Source organism: Senegalia massiliensis (assembly GCF_009911265.1).
In the GTDB taxonomy this organism is placed as follows: Bacteria; Bacillota; Clostridia; order Tissierellales; family SIT17; genus Anaeromonas; species Anaeromonas massiliensis_A.
In genome coordinates this window covers 1-21,051 of sequence record NZ_QXXA01000013.1, presented here as the reverse complement: position 1 = coordinate 21,051, position 21,051 = coordinate 1, and the positions used below count along the sequence as shown (strand labels likewise).

Genomic DNA, 21,051 nt, shown 5'->3' with positions numbered 1-21,051 from the left:
CCCCTTTCATTTTATAAATTAATTAATAATGATAATTGTCCACTTACTTCATTAACAGAAAATAGATTATCTTCAGATATATACTCACCTAATGTTTCATATTCCTCTAGTCCTCTTTTAAAATAGAATAATTCTTCCAGTGAATATAGATCTAATAATTCTAAAATTGCTATTTTTGTATTACCTAAACTACTTATTATTTCAATATCACTATTGATAATTACATCAGCAATTTTATTTAGTAATTTTTCTTTTAGCAAATCTATTGTAATGTCTCTTTTACTGTTTTGTAAATTAATAGATTCAACATCAATATCTTCTGTAACTGAACTACCTTCTAGGTACTGACTTTTTACCATTTCCAACATAATTAACACACCTTTCATTTATTAAATTTTATTGATTCATTTAAAAATTTTTTTATTTCTATTTGTCAAATTAAACTGCCTTAAATTGAATTTTTAACTTTAATTTAAGAGCATCATCAATGCCTTTTGCTACTCTACCATCCCAAAAAGCAATAGCAACCTCATATCCTGCTTGATGAAGTAATGTCATAGTTTTTTGTTCTGCTTTCATTACCTCTTCATTCTCAAACTTATCCATATCTAAAGCTAAGATTATCTTATGCCTTATTTTTTCATATTTAGATATTTCAATAATATCTTCAATTAGATTTCGATAGTTACTAACTCCTGCCTCTGTAACTGTCTTAAACCCTAGCCTTTCAGCAGCAATTTTCCCTTTTAAAGCACCTTCTGTAACAAGTAATATATCTTCTCTTTTTTTACCATCAGATCTAGTAAATATTTTTGAAGGTATGTAATAGTCTATTGGACTACCACTTCTTGCATTTTTAGAAGAATACCAGAAGTATCTCATTGGTTTATACTTATCATCAAGAATAGGTATAGTTAGTCTATATTGTACTGCTTGTATTTTCCCCTCTTGATTAATATAAGGTATGAAATACCCCTTTATAGGTTTAAATTGTTCTACTCTCCAGAAGTTTGAATAAGCAAGTCTTAACAAGTTACTATCCTTTGTTAGTAGTGCAACAGTTAATATTTTAGTTATTAGATTAAATAAGCCATTATATCTAGCACTTTGAAACGTAATATAATCACCATTTGCACCACTTCTTTTAGCGAATCCTGCAACTTTCAAAAGTTCATTTCCAAATTTCCTTTCCATGTCTTTTGCTATTGCAGTTTGATACTGACAATCATAAGTATTTTCACCATCAGAGTAATTTCTTACAAATACCCTAATTGGTTTTCCTGTATATCTTTTTTGTTTTGTATACAGTTTTTTTGATTTCATTAACTTAAAATTATCTAATTCTTTTTGAGAATTAATTACTAATGTAGGCATTGAAAATAGTTTCATTCTTTCAACTATCTCATCAGAAACTCCTCTTTTATGAAGGTCAGATAAATCTCTTTGATTTAGGTATTTTCCTTCATATTTTTTTAATAAACTTCTAAAGTAACGATATGCACTATCAGTTATATTTAATCGTTCTTCAGACATTTCTTCTCCTACTGTAATATTTGGTATAGAGTTTATTTTCCTGTCATTAGGATTAATACCTTCTAAGTCTTTTATAGTGTGTATGTACCAACCATTATTAGGTTTATCACTTGGTTGATTTTTGCAACGATAAAACACTAATATTCCCTCATCATTATAAAATTTAGAACATCTACCTTTTCTACTTCCACATATAGGACAAGATTCACCAGAACGAATTGGTATGAATACACTTCCATCTGCACATTTTGTTACTCCCATATTTGATAACCTCCTATTAGAATTTAAGAATATATTTGTAAAATATATTTTCCTCTGTTCTTAAACTCCTATTATTTTTAAAATTGTTATACCATTTGATAAATTTAGCAATAAAAAAACTCTTTGAAAGATATAAAAATATCTCTAAAGAGTTGAAAAATTGCTATTTCATTTTTAAAAGCTATTATAATAGATAATTTAATCTATTATTAAATTTGATAAATGCCACCGATACAAATACATGCTCGGTTTTTTGTATTTATTTGTTTTGTATATGTTAATTATATCATTTCAGTAATTCAAAAACAATACATATACTACTTTTATTTGAACTATTCTTAATATTTATTATGTTCTTTTATCAATAACTAAAAGTAGTAATATATCATATATAAAAATATAGTAATATACCTCTCTTATATAAGAGAGGTATATTACTATATTTAAATTAGATGAAAAATTTATTTTCTATGTCGGGACAAGTTTTTCCATATGCTCTCTCTGCTTCTTTCATAAGAATTTCAATAGATTTATCATCTACAGAATCTAAATTTATTTTATCACCTGTTTCAAAATCTATTCGGTCGAAGTTTTCTTCTGGTAATAGATACATTGCCATAGCATTGTTTCCATAGTTTTGAGCATTCATAGTAAAATCTACAAGTCCTGTACCCCAACTTAAAAATCCACTTTTTAGTGCTTTTTCTTTCTTTCCTTTATAAACACAGTGTCCTGTACCTATGGACAAAAGTTGTATATCTTTTAGATTACAACCAAAGTGTAGTGCTTCACAAATACCTATAACACTAGGATTATTCGCCCATAATCCACCATCTATCATATAGTCAGGAGTACCAGCTGCTTTATCGACAATAGCAGCTGGAAAATAAGTAGGAGCAGCAGAAGTTGCTAGAGCAACTTGCCACATCTTTAAATTCCTATCTAAGTGATAATGGCTATGAGGTGTTTTATATACCTTTGGCTTAGCCCTATAAAAATCAATAGATGGTATACATAATAAGGTCTTAGCATCCTTAATTTTTTTATCTCCAAACACATCTTTAAGTGCTACAGTTAAATTTTTATTGTCATACTTACTCTTTAACAATGCATGAGTTATTGGATGAGCTACTCTATTTACCAATCTTGACTTAAAAATATTCTTACCTAAGTCCTTATATAACTTAACTATCTCCGATGTAGAAACTCCTATAGACAGAGCTAATGCAATTATTCCACCTGTTGATGTCCCTACTATTAAATCAAAGTGTTCATATATATTCCCACCTATTTTATTTTCTATCATTTGTAAATACTTGGCTGGAAAAACACCTTTAATTCCCCCGCCATCTATAGCTAATACTTTAAATTTTTTTTTATTCTCTGGTTTCCATGTAAGTATATCATCTGCACTGTTAATATCCTTCCAAACTAAAGCCATATAAATTCCTCCTATACTCATTTACTTTTCTACTTATCTTCATATATATAATGAGGAGCTTCTTTACCCCACCAAACATTATCCTCTAACCATATCTCATAGAAATATAACCATTCTATAGTCCAAGGGATAATAGTATCAGCTATAACACTATATTGATCAAAGGATAAATCGTCTGGATAATAAAGACATAATGAATTATCCGAATATCTATGGGGAGCTGAATCTAATATTTCAGGCTCTAGAACGTATACTTTAGGTTTTTTATTAGTTCGATACAATATTTTAACTCTATATTTAGGGGAGTCCTTAGTAGGTTGTAACTCCCCTATGAAATGTTTATTTGTTGTATTAACACTATGGAACTCGAAATTAGGAAACCTATTTTTCATGGAAAATAACTGTTTACTCCATGGCACTTTTTTTGATAACTTGTCTAGTTTCTTAAATATCCTTTCCTTATCTTTTTGTCTCATGAATAACTTCTCCATAAAACCTATGCTCAGGGATTTTTGTACCTATATTTCTATTAATGTGACCGCTATGATCAATGTAGGCTGTACCTTCGGATATTGATTTTGCCATACTAGCTCCTTCAGATAATTGAGAAGGAAATGTAGTACCAAAGATGTCTTGCCATTTTTCTATGGATTTATCTTCATCATTTTCTTCTAAAGCATCTCTAGAATCTTTTGTAAACTTTTCTAATTTTATCTTAAATATATCAAATTTTTCTCTATTCCAATCTCTAGCGAGATTTTCTCCCTCTAATGATGGATTTTCTACGTATGGTTGATCTGTTTCTTCATTGATAATATTATCAATATTTTCAACTATATTCTCAAGTGTTTCTACGAGACTTTCTGCGTCTGAGTTCTTCCCTACCATATTTTCCCCTATTATAGTAGTTAATAAAATTGATTTAGGCGCAGTATCTTTACCAACCTTGGTATCTCTCCAATATTTTATCATTTTAGCTATTCTACAAAATTCACCATTAGTATTATAATTAATAGTTTTACACCATTCTTTAAATCCATATGGATTTGTTTCTTTCCAATCATTATCTGACTTACAAGGAATTAGAATAACTTCACTATCTGTTGGCTTAGAAAGTACAATGTCAATATGAAAATCATCTTTATAATCAACTGTAACACATCTGTCTTTGACTTTAATCTTATCCTTATATTTTTTATTAGTTTTCATTCTGTCTGCTAAAAACTTAAGTGCATCTTTAGGTTTCATCCCCACTTCTTTTTCATCAATATCAAGAACTAGAATTGTATCTACATCAAATTCTCCACCATTAATAGGTTTTATTGCAGTTGAAGTTGCATATGAACCTTGTAAATAAAACTTTTCATAATAATCCTTAAGTTCTTCATCATTTTTTAGTAAATCTTTCCAAATCTTGTGTGCATTTTTAATTCTCTGTGTTCTCCCAGAGTTTAGTGAAATTTTTCCATGAAATGCTTTAAAATAATCATTTAATTTCATTTTGCATATACCTCCTTAAATTTTTGGAAGGTATCTTTAACATTGTTCTAGCTATTACTAACTCAAAATAAGACTTAAGACTCAATTATACTTTTAAAGTAATATTATATCACTTAAAGTATGGACAAGCCTTTCTTTTGGTGATACAATATTACTAGTGCAAATAAGTCGTTCTTTGGGTACTATTTTATAATTTCGTGCATAAAATGTAGTAAAGATGACAATTATAAGAATTGTAATAGTCGAGAACAATACTATGACTGCGGTAACAGTTATGATATTGTAAAGATACCTCTCGGCAAATATAGACATTCTACCAAATTATATTATATCATGAAAAAGGATAGAGCATCAACGCTCATAATCCTTTATTTTTTTTGATTTATAAGGCTAACAGTCTATTTAGCTAAATTATCTTTAGTTTCCATAAAATAACTCCAAATTAATTTAATATATAATATAACCCATGGTTAAAAAATATTTTTTAACCATGGGTTATGATTTTCTACGTATTTTCATAAAATTCATTGACTCTATTTCTCCAATGAATTTTATGCTTGTTTTTTATTTTTCAATATAAGATAAACTTTGAATCATTTTTTACTATTTAATACCTATTTCCTAAAATGGCCTTAATACCATAAAAAATTTTTTCTGAAGAGCTGAGTTTACTTTCTATTTTTTTATATATTCTATTTTTTACTATTTTAGTATATTCGTCTATTTCTACAATTCTATTAGCAAAAGCTTTTTGTAAACTAGCATTTGTTAAATTCTCTTTTTCTTTATTTTCATTTGTATATAATAACGCCCTATCAAGATTACTATTATAAAAAGAATTTGCAATATCAACATCTAAAGCTCTTCTTTCTATTCTTTCATTTACCTCACCTATCTCATATATTAAGTCTAATAATATTATTTCTAGTTTATTCTGATCCATTCTAATATTATTCTTTCTAGCTGATTCCTTCATTGTTTTTACTTCATTAATAATTTTATCTAATTTATATATTTCCTTATCATAAATTGGTTTAATAATTTCATCTATTTTATCTACATAGTCATTAATAGTTTTAACTTTATTTTTAAGTTCACTTATATTGATTTCATTTTTCTTTTGTTGGTATTTAGATTCTTCAATATTAGTATTATCACTTTTATTTTTTTTATTTACTGCTCTAATAGTAGTCATTTTATATGGCTTATTCGGCCTTCCTCCTTTATTTAATATTTAAATTCTATTTATATTATAGCACATAATATATGTTGTGTTAATATCTGTTGATAGTTCTTGCTTTAAGTTTTATATTTTATACTGTTTTTTATATGCTATATACAATAAAGTAGCTATTATTATAGTAATTATATTTGTTATTATCTTTCTTTTTAATAAAATTTGTTCTATTTTATTAATTGTATCTATAGTAGTTAATTTATTATTTTGATTGTTTTTTTCTATTTTTAATGTATTATTTACTTTTTTTATTATATAATTATTATTTTTAAATAAATTAGATTGAGATTTCTCTAAAATTTCATTAAAATATATTTCATCATATTCAAAAGCTATTTTTGTTTCATATAAATATATGGAAAGGGTTGTACCTTTTAATTTAATTTTTTTATTATTATTCAGCTTATTATTTAATTCAACTTTCAAATCTTCAATATACCACTTAATTATTACTATATCTGTCATTTCTGAAATGTTTAATATAAATATGCAAATTATAAAAAATATTACTATGTAAACTACAGTTCTTTTCAAAATTTTATCCTCCACTTTAAATAAATTTAAATGATATTACAAAAACACTTTGAATTTGGAGTATTATCATTTAATTTATATATAAAGGATTTACTTTATGTAAAATTACATAAAGTAAATCCTTTATATATTGCTTTATTTAATTCCAAAATAATCTCTTCTGATTAATATTTCTCTCAATATTAATTTCTCCTTTTTTGAAAATATCCCCATATCAACTATTTCATATATTATTCTACTTTCACCTTCATCGGAATCAATAAATCTATAAAATCATTAGTATTACTTTGTCCTTTTTTAATTATTTCATCTTTTTTCTCAATATATAATTTATAATTAATAATTTTTATATCATCAGATTCATATATTGTATTAAGAATTTCATTATGTGCATTTTCTACTATTTCTTTATTTTTAGTTGAGTAATCATTCAATAAATAATACGCTGAAAAAATTAAAATTCCAAATAGAATTATGTTAACAATTAAACCTCTTAATGATATTTTCATTTTCTAATTAACCTCTTTTCTTTTATTTTAATATATGGTTTATTTTGATTTAGTTTGGATGACTGTTTTCTCTTCTTTTAGTTCTAGTCATATAATTTTCTCTATGATATTTTTTTGACCTTCTTTTTTTAGGTGACTTTTTTCTCTTGACATATACAATTTTATTTTTTTTATAAAATCGTTTATAATTATTATCTACTTTATCATTTTTATTGTTCATCATATCCTTGCTATCAGTTTTTAATTTTTCTTTAATTATTTCGTATTCGATCTCTCTTTTTATATTATTTTCCAAGTTTCTATTTCTAACGAAATCAAGTATTAAGGATTTTATTGCATAAGTAAAAATTGCAAAAATAACTATCATTATAATAAAACACACTATGTTAAATAAATTAATATGTATTTTTCCATCACTCTCAGACCTTAATACTTCATCAATTATTTCCAACCATATAGGATAAGCAGCTAAGATTATCCCTATTATAATTGTATTCATAAAACTATAATCTGAATTATATTTTTTTATGTTTCTCATTCTTTTATATAATTGTTCATTACTCATATTATTTAATTCATCTATTGTTTTGTTATACTCTAAAAATATTTCTTTCTTTTTCCAAGGCACCTCAATATTTATCCCCCTATACTTACTTTATAATTACTTTTTTTACTTGTGTAATATTATATCTCAAACAAATTATAACACAATATAAATGTTGTGTCGATAATCTTCATAAATATTATACAAATATATCCCTCCCCTCTCTCTCACTCTGTTATATATATAGTGTTGAGGATTGCCAATTTGAAATAAATACCATTCAGGGGGTATTTGAGGATTGCCAATAATAGAAAAAGGGTATTTGAGAATTGCCAATTTAACAAAATATGTAATTAGAGAACGTTTGTTGGGTATTTGAGGATTGCCAATAATAAAACTACAAAAAAGATAGCAAAGTTATATTGCTATCCTCTTAAAAAGTAATTTGTGTGTGGAATATTATTATTTTTATATGTTTTTTTTATTATCCTTCTTTTTTTGTGGAGTCTTTTTGTTATGTCTGAAACTGTTGACCTATCCATATTTATCATATCGCCTATTACTTTCTGACTTGCAAAATATTTATTATTATTATTACCTCTTAATTTATAATAAATATATGTATACACTTTTATTTCATTATCATTTAATTTATCTAATTCACTGTATATCATTGATTGAATTGTATAAGGATTGATAGTAGTAAAACCTAGCTTTTTGTCCCAAAATATTGATATATAATATTTATTTTTCAACTTAAGCTTTTTATTACCTCTTTTTTTATCTACTAATTTAAAATCAATTAATTGTTTAATATATCTTCTAACTGTCCACTCACTAACTTTTGATACTTTAGCTATTAATTCTATATCCCACTCTTTAATATCTTCCCTGTCCTCAAATAATTTCATCATAAAGAATATTTTAATTGCAGTTTGATGTAAATTATTATAGTTTTCGAATAATACATTTGGTATTATAATATGATCAGCAAGTTTATATTCTTCAAATTCGATATAACCAAATTTAGTTGCTAATTCAGTACTCCATTTTCCTACACCTTTATATCCATAGCTAAATACTCTTTTTACTTCACTTATGACAAAATTTTCATCTTGACTAGGTTTACAATTTAAATTCCAAACTTTCATTATCTCTACTATAGAATCTAAATCTAAACCAATTTTATTTCTAAAAAATGGTACTATAAATAACAAAACAGAGTTTCTGTAATTCTTAGGTGTCTCAATTAATACATTTTGGATAGCATTTGGTAAACTATAATAATCTATTATAGGGTACATCTCATTTATATTTTTAAATTCTATAAAATCATTATTTTTAGTTTTAATAGGCTTAGAACTTGTACTAGGTGTATTAGATTTATTTATCATTTCTATTGGCTTATTGTGACTGTTATTTGTTCCTAAAGCATCTTTATATGTATTACTATTCGGCAATGAAGCTATTTTTTCAAATATATCTTTTACGTTATATCTTTTATCAGTATCTTGATAAATTGTAGTAGCTTTTCCTGTTGGATTTTCTATGCTGTATTTTTTATAATCATATTCTTTACAGTTGAAGGTATAGGGCATACGCAAAATTCTTGAGCAATCTGTAATTTTAGGATCTACATTAAAGCCTTTATCTAATAATAAGTGAGTAAACTTTCTATATAAATCTTTATCATTAGAAGGTCTATTAAGTAATACTATAGATTGAAAACCATTACCAGAAAAAATATTAATTGTTTCAATGCCTAGATTAGTCAATCTGCTAATTTCTTTTTCGAATTCTTCTAAAGATAAATCATCAAAATCCATTGGTAAAATTTGAGTTATCATGCTGTTCTCTTTATTTATTTTTCCTTTTTCATATGCTTTTCCATTTTCTTTTAATACTACTTTTTCATAATTAAGTGAATAACCAGAGTAATATATACATGTAGGAGTACCATTTATTGTTTTAATATAATCTCTGTACTTATTTATTGCTTTATCGTCAAATCTCCAAAGATTTAATGACCTAAAGTACTTATTTTTTAATCTAGATATAGGTCGTAGTTCTAAACAACTCTCATTAAAGTTATTATTATCTAAAAAAGTATATACTTTTTTTAGAAATCTTAGTTGATGTTCTATATATTCATTAATTCTATCATCATCTATTGTTAATTCTTTATACATAAAAATCCCCTTTACTCATTTGTTAAGCAAGTAGGATAATAACTAAATTAATGATTATATATTTAAAAATAGTTGAATATATATATATTTATATGGTAATATATATATTATAAAATCATATAAAATAGAAAATAGTATTTTGCTATTATCCTAGAGGGAGAAGTTGAACTTTGGTCGGTGACAACTTTTCCTTTTTTATTTGCTTTTCTTAATAAAATTATATAGCATATTTCTACAAAAATAAAGAAAATATTAATTATTCATAATTAGTTATTATTTTATTCTTTATTTTTAACTTCTATATTCATACTTAAAAACACTAAAATACTAATAGCAAGAAAACCTAATGCAATTGTTTTCATCTTACACCTTCCTTAAAATTAATGAATATTTTTTTATAATATGTAAAAACTATTGTAGATAACCGATTTTAAGGTTATCTACAATAGAGAAGATTACATTGCAAAAAGTCTTAATTGACCTTCTCCAATATTTTTCTTCTTTTTTTCTTTCTTATTGATAGTAGTTAATTCTTCTTCTGTTATTGTAAACAGATCTATTTGTGTACGACTATCATTAGAATGAATATTTGTATTAAAGTTATTTGCATTATCGTTAATAGTTTGAGTTGATTTAATAATGTTTTCAAGGTCAGATTCATCAGAAAAACCAAAGCCTTCTAAATCATCTTCTTTCATTGTTATTTTACCTTTAAGGACTTTAAACAAAGCTTCACTTCCTCCATCATCAACATCACCCATATTTGAGAGTAAATCTTCTGAGAATACTCCTTCAAGTGCAAGTGATGCTTTCTTCTTACCCCCTATTAATTTAAGTAAATCTTCTTGTAATGTCTCTGAATAGTAAGAGTAGTAAATGCGACATTCTTGCTTTTGGTTGGTTCTCCACGCTCTACGTTCACTTTGTCTCAGCAGTTTAACATTTCCAAGAGGACACTCATAATAGTAAATACTTGGGTAGTCAATTATATTTAATCCTACTTCAACTAGTTTTGGATTAGTTAGAATACATTGGTATCCTTCTCTAGATTTTTGCTCAATCCATTCTTCTCTTTCTTCAGTTTTAACTTTTCCTTTTCCGTTAGACTTCATTTCAATTGCTTTTATCCCTTGGTCTCTAAGTATATTAATAACTCTTTTACTAATTCCCTTCTCTCCTGTATATTCCATATATACTAGTACCTTTCTACCTTCACTTATTTCACGATTTATTGTATCAATAAGTTTCTGCTCTTTTGGTAAAATTTTATCCTTTAAGTCAATATGCTCTGGGGTTGCTACTAGCATATCAGTTTTGTTCCAATATATAGGAGATTGTTGAGGTAAATCTGGGTAGCTTAGTAAACTGTGTAAGTAACTTCCTCCAAGTGGCAAATGCTTATTCTCTTTCATAAAGTCAATTAATTGTTGCTTTAGATTATCATAACCATTTTTGATTTCGCTACTCATTTCAATTTCATGTTTGTAATACTTTAGTTTTGGCATTGGTAATTGCATATCTTCTATTGTTCTTGCTATCATTACATCACTAAGTAAATTAGTATATAAAAGTGGTGAAATACCTGCCTTCTCTTTAACCGAAGGTGACGATTTATAACCTTTTCCACTTTTATTGTATTGGTGTTCTGTTCTAATTTTTGTTTTCTTCTCACGTCTCCCATAATGATCAATGAACTTACCTACTTCTGAATATTCATATCCAAGTTTCTTCATTTTTTGAGGATACAATCTATAAAGTAGATAAAATAGACTTGATGCAGTACCAGAACTAATAGTACCAGATAAATTAATCATATACTTGCTCTGATTTGCTAATAAGCCATAAGTATAACCTTGATTACTTTGTGCTGAAAACTGATGAAATTCATCAACTATTGCAAAATCTATAAACTTTGACTTGAATTTTCTTTTAGTCATTGCTAAGGTATTTACTGTTCTATAACCTTTTTTATCAACAGCTGACCATAATTTTTGATTACACTTTTTAACATTGATTATATATATTCCTGTATATTTGTTTGCTTTAACATCCAATAACTCACTACCCTCTATTGGATTATTTTCAGCATCTAAGTATGTGATAGTTTCAGTATCATCCACAAATGCAACTGATATTTCACCTTCTCTAATGCCTTTTATCTCAAAGTCCATAAGAGTTGTTCCATCAGCTTTAACATAGTGATTACACTTTAGGAAAGATGATGATTTATCCTTTTTCTTTCTTCTTATGTGCTTAGTATATTTTTCTTCATGGAATAAGTTTTGAGGATTCTGATATATATATCCACCACAACTAGGACATACAAGACCATTATCAAATGAAGTTTGTCTATGAATTTTATACTCACTTTCATCAATCAATACTTCTAAATTCTCAGTAATATGATTATTGAAATTAGTAAACTCAACAGAGTTCAATTCGAAATCATAAGACTTATAGTTATTAGTTGTAAAAGTATTTTTAAGGGTTTTAGAAGGTGTAACTATCTTATAACTTATAATATTACCTTCATTGTCTAATTGCTTTTTATAAAGGATAGTAGGCTTTTGTGTTTCCTTTTCTATTCTTCTCCCTGCAATTTTCATTAAATGTATCGGTAATTCATTGCTATTAACAAATACTACTTTATTATCTTCATGTTTAGCAACTACTTTTTCTTTGAAATTAGTAATTTTCATAAGGCTATTTTTATTAAACCTTTCATTAGTTGCCATTTCCTCTAAATAACTTCTTTTTGACTTATCTCTTGATATTAATAAAACTTCTAAACCTTTAGGCTCTTTATCAAGTTTTTTCACATTTTCTAAGCTATCTAGTCTAATGAATCTAGGTTTAATTCTTAATGGTTTACACGCTTGTAAAAATTCTCTTTGCCATTTGTTTATTAAAATTCCTTGACAGAATAATGCTATCCTACCATTAAATTTACCATACATTTCATATATCTGTGCTAGGGCTAACTTCGATGAAATCAACGTTTTTCCTACACCCATGGACCCGCTAAGAATTATAAAAGGTTTACCATCTTTCATAGCCTTTAGTCCACCTTGAGCTGTTATTTGTTGTTTAGGATATAGTTTACCTATCTTACCTTTACCAAAGTCTATCGGTGAAGAAATTATTGGTGAAATAGGATCACCTACTTGATAATGTACTTTTTCCTCTTTAATATAAGGAATTACATAATCATTAACAAGTTCAAAAAATGTAGCATCTTCACTTAATTCTACATTTTCTTCTACATCAAGTTTGATTAAACCTTTTCTAAGACCTTCTTCTTTATATTGCATTATCAGTTCAGTATTAATTTCTTCTGATAAAACAATAATACTAGGTGCTTTTCCTGTATAATCAAACCCCTTACACTCTCTTAGTAAACCTTCATCAGTAAGTTTGTTATAAAAATAAGATTTCCAATTTGGAATAATCCCTGTTTTACAATTAGCTGCGATAAATTGATACACTCTATCTACTGGATTATCTTCTTGGTGTACTTTTATAACTCTCTCATCTTCATTATAGATAATTGCATGGACTCCATCACCTACATTCTCACTAGTGGTACGTTGATATAGACAACGATATCCATTTGAAACTGCTTGTGCTACTTCATTCCAATTGTCTCCAATTTTAATTCTCTTCATGCCTTTTTGAAGATTAGACAACATAGCTTTCATTTGTTGTTCAGATAGGAATGTAGCAATTATATATCTAATAGTCTTTGTATTTGTTTCTGAATCTTCATCATATAGTACTGTCTTAGCTTTATAGTAATTATGATCTACATTTATTTCTTGAAATTTATAAGGCTCTAATTCCTCTGCCTTCCCTTCAAGAAGTGATAATAACTCTCTTGCAGGATTATATAACTCTTTGACATATACATAAATAGCACTATTAGAACTATTGTATAATGCATCAATAGTGTTGTGTAATTCTTCAAACCTTTCTTTAGGCTCGAAACCTTGTTTGCTAAGTCCTTCTAGCCAAGTTTTCATGATACTTAGATTATATTTCTCGTATCTATTATAGCTTTCTAGACTAAGTATTTCTTTAGCACTCTCCACTAACCCTTCAATGCACTTTATAACTCTTTTAATTTTCATGTAATAAACACACCTTTCATTTGAGAAATTTCCTAAATTGATTAATCAATATTAATAAAACATTTGATAAGCTAATTTTTTCATTTCTATTTGTTTAATTTGATAAGCTATTAAAAACTGTTCATTAACTTTCTTTTCTAAGGATTGTTCCATTCTTATTAGTTATTTCTATTCCAGATACAATAACCTCAGTTTCAGTTGTAATTTCAGTATCTTCATCCATTTCAACTTTTGTATCTATTCTTTTTCCAGAATAACCATAGATCAGTACATTTCCTTGCACATCATTAAATTTTCCAGAAGCTAAGTCTAATGCTCTATGACCTATCTTCTTTTCTATTATCCCAATACTTTCCTTATCAGCTTGTATATTCTTATTTAATAAATCTGTGTCTTTATCTTTCTTTAAAAGACTATCTAATTCATTATTAAGACCATTGGTGAGTGTAATATCGTTTACTGTCCCATCTCTATATACAGTTACCTCTTTAGCCTTCTTAACTATTTCATCAGATAAGAAATATATCGGCTCATTAATCTCTGTAATATCTTTGATCTTCCCTAGCTTTAATTGTTCATGTAACTGTTGTGCTAGTTCTTTATCATTAGAGTTTTTCTTCTTCTTAACCCCAAATAAGACTATTTGTTGAACTTGTGCATTATGTTTTTTCTTCATAATGTGTCTTGGTAGTCTAAAGATATTAATATCTTTATATCTATAAGTGATTCTTCTTAAAAGATTAATATTATTAATAAGTGTTGTAGTTGGGAATTCAATAATGTGTATTCCATTAGGTACTAAGTATCTATCATTCTCTACAAAGAAGATTTCTTCTAATCTAACCTTTTGACCATATTGGACAGTTTCCCCATATGGACTATTGTTTCTAATAATACTCATAACGCTAGAGTCATATCTTTTACCACTCTTATGTCTACATTTAAGCCTAAATAGATCAGAGCTACACATATGGAAATTATCAACTCCACTATAATTAATTCTAGCTTGTTGGTATCTTTCACTATGTAACTCATTAAAATAAGATACAGGAGTTAAACCTTCTTTTTCTGATAAGTAATTATGCATTGTATATAATTGTTCTCCTATACCTCCAGAGAAATCGCACATAGGTATCGGTGTATCTTTGGATACCCCTATAAATGAAATTAGTTGCATTTCCTTTTCAACTATCTCAGATGGTGTTGGATAAAAACCATACTTTGCATCATTATACTTTGTCCTATGAAATTTGTTAGTAATATTTCCTATTGTCATTTTAAAATCCCCTCTCACATTTGAAAAATTCTCTAATCATTTAATAAACTAATAAATTTGTGTCTAAATTATTTCTAAAGCACTTTTTAAGAAAAACTCATAGTAAATAAAATTATCTTCAAATTGAAACTTAACTTTATTATTATGCTTTTCATTCATATTTTTTGTTATTTGTACCTTTTCTTTAAAATTGGAATAAGGTATACATCCAAATATTTTTGCCATTTTTAAAACCTCCTTAAATTTGAAAAACTAAGAGAGAATAAATATTTATTCTCTCTATTAATTAGAAACTAGTTTAGTTTTAAATCTTTATACTTGATAGTTTTTCCACCATCAAGAGAAAAAGTTATAGTAACTCTATCCATATATGAGCTATCTGAATAGTTTACAGAAAGAGAATTTGTATCATCTAGCTTTTCAGCCATTGAAACAATTTTATTCATGTCTACTTTTCCATTTTCTGATTGTCTTTCATATTCAGCAACCATAAAATTAGCCATTATTTCAGCAGTTTCTTCATAATCTTTCTGTTGAAATAATGTGAAAGTACCTTTATTAACTATTAATAATCCTATAAATAAAACACTTATAGTAATAAAAGTTCTGAATCTAAAATTGCCTTTTACCTTTCTCTTTCTACTAGTTCCCTTTAATATAGTTGTCATTTTTAAAACACACCTTTCATTTGATAAATTTAGCAATAAAAAAACTCCTTGAAAGATATAAAAATATCTCTAAAGAGTTGAAAAATTGCTATTTCATTTTTAAAACGGTAATAATAGATAATCTAACCTATTATTAAATTTGATAAATGCCACCGACCAAATATATGATCGGTTTTTTTGTATTTATTTGTTGTATACATTAATTATAACATTATATAAGCTATGACACAATAGATATAATATTAATACATAATAAATTGGTGAATTTTATAATGTTAATTAGTTAAAAAGACTTACTTCTATTGAGATAGAAGTAAGTCTTTTTTTAATTATTTAATCTTACAGGTAATACTAGGTAAATAGAAGATTTTTCATCTTCACTCTCTCTCATTATCATAGGTTGAACGCTTGAATCTATATATAGTTTAACTTCATTGGAATTTATACCTTTAATTCCATCTAATAAATACATAGAATTAAAAGCTATAATTGTATCTTCACCTACAAATTTTTCAGTTTCTAACTCTTCAACTGATTTTCCAATCTCAGAATTAGATTTAATAGTAACTTTTCCATCTGCGAAACTTAATTTAACTAAATTGTTTGCAGTGTTCTTACCTAATATTGTTGCTCTTTCAATAGAATTTTTTAATTCGTTAACATTAACAGTAACAACTGTCTTTGCAGTATCTTTTAATAACTGTTTATAATCAATAAATTGTCCTTCTAAAAGTCTAGTTGATATTCTTGTGTTCTCTAATCTGAAAGTTGCTAGATTACTAGATATTGTAACATGAGTATCTTCTATATCTTTAGAAGTAGTTAATATTCTATTGATTTCATTTAGTACTGCTTTAGGTATTACTGCATCTAAAGTGCCATCATAATTAACTATAGCAGATTTATATGCAAGTCTATACCCATCTAATGCAACAAAAGTTAAAGTATTATTTTCAATTTCTACTTTTGCCCCTGTAAGAATTGGTCTAGTATTATCATCAGAAATAGCAGAGAAAACTTTCCTTATGCATTCCAGTAAGATGTCAGTTTCTATCTCTATTTCATTACCATCAGTTGCTATGTTAGGCTCTGGAAATTCCATAACATTTTCTGTTAATAACTCAAACTTTGAAGTTGAGTTTGTTATTATAGCATTTCCATCTTCTACTGAAATAGTAATATCATCAGAAGGTAATTTTGATATAATACTTGATAGCATTTTTGCATCTAAAACACAACCACCTTCTTTAATAATTTCACAAGAAATTTTAGTTTCTATTGTTAAATCTAAATTTGTTCCTGTCAAAAACAAATAATCTGACTTAGCAACAATCTTTATCCCTTGTAATATTGGTAGAGATGTTTTAGCACTTACCCCTCTTGCTACTGATTTTATTCCTTTTGCTAATTCCTTTTGACTTACTATGATTTTCATGTAAAACACACCTTTCATTTTTAAATTTTATTCTTACATTTGAAAAATTAATAGAAGGAGAAACAATATTCTCCTTCTAAATTTGAAAAACTAGGTTTGGCCATTATCTTCATCGTCATTATAATCTGGATTATCCACTTTAAAAACCCGATAAATAAAATTGCTACTTTTTCTACCATAATGTTTTGAAACATTTCCTAAAGCTTTGAAAATTTCACTAAGAAAATGCCAAGCCATATATGCAATCATTGATAAAAATAAAATACCAATACTGCCCCATATTGTTATAGTAGCTCCATGACTTACAAACCATTTTGAAATAATATCAAATAATTGGATAATTTGAGCCATATAAATTCCCCCTTTGAATGGTGGTGTATTCTAATCTAACCACTACTAATAGAGGAATATATAAACTCATCACTTGGGAGTTTATAATATTTCCTCCCAAGCAGGGTAAATTAGTATGTAAGGGTTTTAAATATTTTGATTCTGTTTTTAATCACAAAATCCAAACCAACAATAGTTAATAACATAAATAAATGTAGCCTGTTATTAGTGAATATACTAGAAAGTAATAATACTACTACTAGTATATAAATTGGTACTCTTACAACACTATATAAAATCTTGATCCTCTCTAATTTTTCAATAGTGTCATCTAAACTATCCCTTTTTTTCTTGTCCATTTGTCAAATCCTCCTTTTTAAAAAACAAATCGTTCAATTAATAAACCCTTAAAACTTTTTCATACTGCCCTCCCTCATTTGATAAATTAGCAATAAAAAAACCCTTTGAAAGATATAAAAATATCTCTAAAGAGTTGAAAAATTGCTATTTCATTTTTAAAACGTGTAATAATAGATAATCTAACCTATTATTAAATTTGATAAATGCCACCGATACAAATATATGCTCGGTTTTTTTGTATTTATTTGTTGTATATATTAATTATATCAGTTTAGTATTAACTCTTGCAAGTATAATTTATTTATTTTTTAAAATAGTTAAAACTTCATAGTGTTTTAATCTTCTTCTCACATTTTTATAGTGGAAAACATTCAGTGCTATTAACCATATACTAAAACTAATCATATATATATTAACTTCATTTGTTATAGCAGCAATAAATATTGATATAGAAAGTAGAGAAAATAAAATATAGAATATTATAAATATACTCTTTTCTATTTTAAGTCGTTTAACTTTCTTTTCTAAATTTATATCTTTTTTATTGGTAGATAATAATTTGCTTTGTATATTATTATAACTAAAATTCTTATTCAACATATTTCCCACTGAGTAGTATCTCTCTTTTAATTCTATAAAATTAAATACTGCAATATTAATTATTAATATCCAACCTACTAATAAAGGTTCTATTTTAAAATAGAAAAGTAAAATAAAAATAATAGGTATAAATAATATAAATTCATTAACCATAATTTTCTTCATTTTATTGTATTGCTTAGTCTTTTTTATATTATCTATATTACTAATTTGTAATTTTTCTTGTATTATATCTATTTTTTCTTTATCCATAATATCACCTCTCTCTATATATATTATATCATATATTTCATATTACTAACAATTAATCTAGATATTGCAAACAATATATACAGAGCATAAAAAAACAACTCTTATACCTTTAAAGGTATAAGAGTTGTTTTAAGCATATCCTTTAATAATACTAATATTTATCCGTTCATATCATATTATTATTAGTAAAACAGTAACCAACTGTATCTATGCTACATTTTCATTAACTTCTTTTATATTTTGTTGACTAGATAAATTCTGTATATAATCACAAGCTTTTTGTGCCTGTGATGATGCTTTAACAATTAGATGTTTATCATTTTTTAGCTTAGATAACCACCCTTTAATGTATGATGCAGAGTTATCAATAGTTACATCTTCAATTCCTGCTATTCCACATAGCATAGATGAACCTAATTCAGCTACTAGTTCCTCAAATGAATAAGATTCGGAGCCAAATTGAAATTGGTCTGTGTTAGTAAATCTATCCAATCTTTCTTCATGTCCTGTACTATGTACCATTTCATGAAAAGCAGTACTGTAGTATTCTTCTATTGTTTCAAATAATTCTTTTTTAGGTACATTAATAACATCATTTTTGGGTTGATAATAAGCTCTATTATCCTTATGATAAATAGGTACTTCCGAATATCTGTTTAATATTTCTTCAGCAGATTCTATCGGATCATGTTCTGATACATCCAATTTACTTTCAAGTCCATCAAAACTATCAATATGATATACCTTATAATATCTTAGTATAGGGTAGGTTTTAATTTTGATTTCCTTTTCTCCTTTTTTATTAACTACTTCTTTCTTATAGTCATTGAATTTAAAGAAAGTTACCATATGCCAATTCTTGCTTTCTCCTTCTTTAAGTGTTGCACCAAGCTTTTTAGCTTGTTTAAAAGTCAAGTATTCTCCTGAATATGGCAATAACGTCAAATTAATACCTCTATATGGTTTTCTACTAATATAATTAATTGGGAGACCACCCTTCCAAGGTTTTTGCCAAGGTATAGTACCTTCTTCTAATTGTTTTATTATTCTTTCTGTTACATAATCATATACATTCTTCTTAGCCAAGTTAAACACACCTTCCATTTTTAAAGTTACTTTTTTACATTTGATAAACTATTTTTTTGTTTCTATTTGTTAAACAGTAGCAAAGGACTCTAAGTGCAGATTTTCTTTCATTAAATCTACATATTTTTTTGCCTTTTCTATCAGAATACAGTTATATCCTTCTTCTAAACAAGTAATGCCTAAATTGCCACTTCCTGCGAACATATCTAGTACTACTTCGCCTTTCTTCATTACATACTTCAAAACTTCTGCATGTAAAGATACAGGCTTTTCAGAAGGATGTATCCTATTCTTTCTGGTTGGAGGTTGAATATTAAAACAAGTTGGTAACATCCCTGCAGCACCTCGCATAAAATGTTCTTTACCTGTAAGTTTACTTTTTTTAGCGTCTATCCTTAGTTTTCTTGCTTTACCTTTAGTAAAGAAAACTAGCTCTTCTTTATTTTTAGAATTTCTTCCTGTATTCGCAGTAAAGTTTCCTTTCACCCAAGGAACTTTTGCGTAATACTGTAAACCACATTCCTCCGCTTGTATTTTCCATTTATAAATCATTTTATAGTTATTCGCATTTTCAAAAGGCATATTTACAATAACAAAATGATTATCTTTAACTACTCTTGATACTTCCTTCCAGAAAGAAATGTTAAGATCAACAGTTTCATATGTTGCAAAATTACGATTTCCACCCTTATTAGATTTATTATCATTCCAAGGAGGGTCAAAGTATACAGTATCTATACTGCTATCTTTGATATTAGATAAGTCTAGTCCATCACCTTCAATAACCATACAAGCATTACCTTTTTCAGTAATAGTTACATATGTATCTCTAGCGATTTTTTTAAATAAGATACCAAGTTTTTCATAAACTCTTGCTCTAATTGAGTGTTTCTTTTCTCCTTCAAGTTCAGAGTATAAATGTCTCATTTTGAATGGACCACTTTTCGCATTTGCAACTTCGTAAATCTTCTTAGTTAAAGACCTAGATTTTTTTCTGCTAATCATTTCACATACTTTGGTGTTTACCAAAATATCTTCAAATTTAATTTGATTCATTTTAAAAGTTCCCCTTTCAATTTTTAAATTGTTATATCATTTGATAAATTAGCAATAAAAAAACCCTTTGAAAGATATAAAAATATCTCTAAAGAGTTGAAAAATTGCTATTT

20 protein-coding genes are annotated in these 21,051 nt (G+C 26.6%); all 20 read right to left on the bottom strand.

Features of this window, described 5'->3' with window-relative positions; all coding sequences use genetic code 11:
* Window positions 1-11: 11 nt before the first annotated feature.
* The 20 genes from D3Z33_RS11990 to D3Z33_RS11895 all read right to left on the bottom strand — a co-directional run bounded on the left by D3Z33_RS11990 (window position 12) and on the right by D3Z33_RS11895 (window position 20,887).
* On the bottom strand, window positions 12-368 hold the full coding sequence (locus D3Z33_RS11990; protein WP_160198007.1) for a hypothetical protein: 357 nt from the start codon (window positions 366-368) through the stop codon (window positions 12-14).
* 70 nt (window positions 369-438) lie between these two features.
* Window positions 439-1,794 (bottom strand): toprim domain-containing protein, encoded by a 1,356-nt coding sequence (locus tag D3Z33_RS11985; protein WP_160198006.1) that lies wholly within the window; start codon window positions 1,792-1,794, stop codon window positions 439-441.
* A gap of 448 nt (window positions 1,795-2,242) precedes the next feature.
* Window positions 2,243-3,235, bottom strand: a complete 993-nt coding sequence (locus tag D3Z33_RS11980) for a CBASS cGAMP-activated phospholipase (RefSeq protein ID WP_160198005.1) — start codon at window positions 3,233-3,235, stop codon at window positions 2,243-2,245.
* Window positions 3,236-3,264: 29 nt separating this feature from the next.
* Window positions 3,265-3,711, bottom strand: coding sequence for a hypothetical protein (locus tag D3Z33_RS11975; RefSeq protein WP_201750525.1), 447 nt, complete (start codon window positions 3,709-3,711; stop codon window positions 3,265-3,267).
* Complete coding sequence (locus D3Z33_RS11970) at window positions 3,695-4,735, bottom strand: SMODS domain-containing nucleotidyltransferase (RefSeq protein WP_160198004.1); 1,041 nt, start codon at window positions 4,733-4,735, stop codon at window positions 3,695-3,697. The genes D3Z33_RS11975 and D3Z33_RS11970 overlap by 17 nt, the downstream gene beginning before the upstream one ends.
* Before the next feature lie 607 nt (window positions 4,736-5,342).
* Window positions 5,343-5,930 (bottom strand): hypothetical protein, encoded by a 588-nt coding sequence (locus D3Z33_RS11965; protein WP_160198003.1) that lies wholly within the window; start codon window positions 5,928-5,930, stop codon window positions 5,343-5,345.
* 111 nt (window positions 5,931-6,041) lie between these two features.
* Window positions 6,042-6,506, bottom strand: coding sequence for a hypothetical protein (locus tag D3Z33_RS11960; RefSeq protein WP_160198002.1), 465 nt, complete (start codon window positions 6,504-6,506; stop codon window positions 6,042-6,044).
* 230 nt (window positions 6,507-6,736) lie between these two features.
* A complete protein-coding gene (locus D3Z33_RS11955; RefSeq protein ID WP_160198001.1) occupies window positions 6,737-7,015 on the bottom strand; it encodes a hypothetical protein in 279 nt (92 codons plus the stop codon).
* 49 nt (window positions 7,016-7,064) lie between these two features.
* On the bottom strand, window positions 7,065-7,643 hold the full coding sequence (locus D3Z33_RS11950) for a hypothetical protein (RefSeq protein WP_160198000.1): 579 nt from the start codon (window positions 7,641-7,643) through the stop codon (window positions 7,065-7,067).
* Window positions 7,644-7,984: 341 nt separating this feature from the next.
* The gene (locus D3Z33_RS11945; RefSeq protein ID WP_160197999.1) at window positions 7,985-9,748 is read right to left on the bottom strand and encodes a hypothetical protein; all 1,764 of its coding nucleotides are present in this window, start codon (window positions 9,746-9,748) and stop codon (window positions 7,985-7,987) included.
* Window positions 9,749-10,203: 455 nt separating this feature from the next.
* The gene (locus D3Z33_RS11940) at window positions 10,204-13,875 is read right to left on the bottom strand and encodes a helicase-related protein (RefSeq protein WP_160197998.1); all 3,672 of its coding nucleotides are present in this window, start codon (window positions 13,873-13,875) and stop codon (window positions 10,204-10,206) included.
* Between the two features lie 124 nt (window positions 13,876-13,999).
* Entirely contained in the window at window positions 14,000-15,151 is a 1,152-nt protein-coding gene (locus D3Z33_RS11935; protein ID WP_160197997.1) for a hypothetical protein, read from the bottom strand.
* A gap of 63 nt (window positions 15,152-15,214) precedes the next feature.
* Window positions 15,215-15,376 carry a hypothetical protein gene (locus tag D3Z33_RS11930; RefSeq protein ID WP_160197996.1) on the bottom strand — a complete coding sequence of 54 codons (162 nt, stop codon included), beginning with the start codon at window positions 15,374-15,376 and terminating at the stop codon, window positions 15,215-15,217.
* Between the two features lie 68 nt (window positions 15,377-15,444).
* On the bottom strand, window positions 15,445-15,855 hold the full coding sequence (locus D3Z33_RS11925) for a hypothetical protein (protein WP_160197995.1): 411 nt from the start codon (window positions 15,853-15,855) through the stop codon (window positions 15,445-15,447).
* A gap of 289 nt (window positions 15,856-16,144) precedes the next feature.
* Window positions 16,145-17,254, bottom strand: a complete 1,110-nt coding sequence (dnaN, locus tag D3Z33_RS11920) for a DNA polymerase III subunit beta (RefSeq protein ID WP_160197994.1) — start codon at window positions 17,252-17,254, stop codon at window positions 16,145-16,147.
* A 90-nt stretch (window positions 17,255-17,344) separates the two neighbouring features.
* Window positions 17,345-17,605 (bottom strand): hypothetical protein, encoded by a 261-nt coding sequence (locus tag D3Z33_RS11915; protein ID WP_160197993.1) that lies wholly within the window; start codon window positions 17,603-17,605, stop codon window positions 17,345-17,347.
* Window positions 17,606-17,715: 110 nt separating this feature from the next.
* Window positions 17,716-17,943: a hypothetical protein gene (locus D3Z33_RS11910; protein ID WP_160197992.1), complete on the bottom strand. Its 228-nt coding sequence runs from the start codon at window positions 17,941-17,943 to the stop codon at window positions 17,716-17,718.
* 298 nt (window positions 17,944-18,241) lie between these two features.
* Complete coding sequence (locus D3Z33_RS11905) at window positions 18,242-18,796, bottom strand: hypothetical protein (RefSeq protein WP_160197991.1); 555 nt, start codon at window positions 18,794-18,796, stop codon at window positions 18,242-18,244.
* 207 nt (window positions 18,797-19,003) lie between these two features.
* Window positions 19,004-19,882 carry an ArdC family protein gene (locus D3Z33_RS11900; protein ID WP_243153504.1) on the bottom strand — a complete coding sequence of 293 codons (879 nt, stop codon included), beginning with the start codon at window positions 19,880-19,882 and terminating at the stop codon, window positions 19,004-19,006.
* Between the two features lie 69 nt (window positions 19,883-19,951).
* Window positions 19,952-20,887 carry a DNA-methyltransferase gene (locus D3Z33_RS11895; RefSeq protein ID WP_160197989.1) on the bottom strand — a complete coding sequence of 312 codons (936 nt, stop codon included), beginning with the start codon at window positions 20,885-20,887 and terminating at the stop codon, window positions 19,952-19,954.
* Window positions 20,888-21,051 lie beyond the last annotated feature (164 nt).

Coding starts and splice junctions, on each gene's coding strand:
- D3Z33_RS11990 (WP_160198007.1), bottom strand. CDS start 368: ATGTTGGAAATGGTAAAAAGTCAGTACCTAGAAGGTAGTTCAGTTACA.
- D3Z33_RS11985 (WP_160198006.1), bottom strand. CDS start 1,794: ATGGGAGTAACAAAATGTGCAGATGGAAGTGTATTCATACCAATTCGT.
- D3Z33_RS11980 (WP_160198005.1), bottom strand. CDS start 3,235: ATGGCTTTAGTTTGGAAGGATATTAACAGTGCAGATGATATACTTACA.
- D3Z33_RS11975 (WP_201750525.1), bottom strand. CDS start 3,711: ATGAGACAAAAAGATAAGGAAAGGATATTTAAGAAACTAGACAAGTTA.
- D3Z33_RS11970 (WP_160198004.1), bottom strand. CDS start 4,735: ATGAAATTAAATGATTATTTTAAAGCATTTCATGGAAAAATTTCACTA.
- D3Z33_RS11965 (WP_160198003.1), bottom strand. CDS start 5,930: ATGACTACTATTAGAGCAGTAAATAAAAAAAATAAAAGTGATAATACT.
- D3Z33_RS11955 (WP_160198001.1), bottom strand. CDS start 7,015: ATGAAAATATCATTAAGAGGTTTAATTGTTAACATAATTCTATTTGGA.
- D3Z33_RS11945 (WP_160197999.1), bottom strand. CDS start 9,748: ATGTATAAAGAATTAACAATAGATGATGATAGAATTAATGAATATATA.
- D3Z33_RS11940 (WP_160197998.1), bottom strand. CDS start 13,875: ATGAAAATTAAAAGAGTTATAAAGTGCATTGAAGGGTTAGTGGAGAGT.
- D3Z33_RS11935 (WP_160197997.1), bottom strand. CDS start 15,151: ATGACAATAGGAAATATTACTAACAAATTTCATAGGACAAAGTATAAT.
- D3Z33_RS11930 (WP_160197996.1), bottom strand. CDS start 15,376: ATGGCAAAAATATTTGGATGTATACCTTATTCCAATTTTAAAGAAAAG.
- dnaN (WP_160197994.1), bottom strand. CDS start 17,254: ATGAAAATCATAGTAAGTCAAAAGGAATTAGCAAAAGGAATAAAATCA.
- D3Z33_RS11915 (WP_160197993.1), bottom strand. CDS start 17,605: ATGGCTCAAATTATCCAATTATTTGATATTATTTCAAAATGGTTTGTA.
- D3Z33_RS11910 (WP_160197992.1), bottom strand. CDS start 17,943: ATGGACAAGAAAAAAAGGGATAGTTTAGATGACACTATTGAAAAATTA.
- D3Z33_RS11905 (WP_160197991.1), bottom strand. CDS start 18,796: ATGGATAAAGAAAAAATAGATATAATACAAGAAAAATTACAAATTAGT.
- D3Z33_RS11895 (WP_160197989.1), bottom strand. CDS start 20,887: ATGATTAGCAGAAAAAAATCTAGGTCTTTAACTAAGAAGATTTACGAA.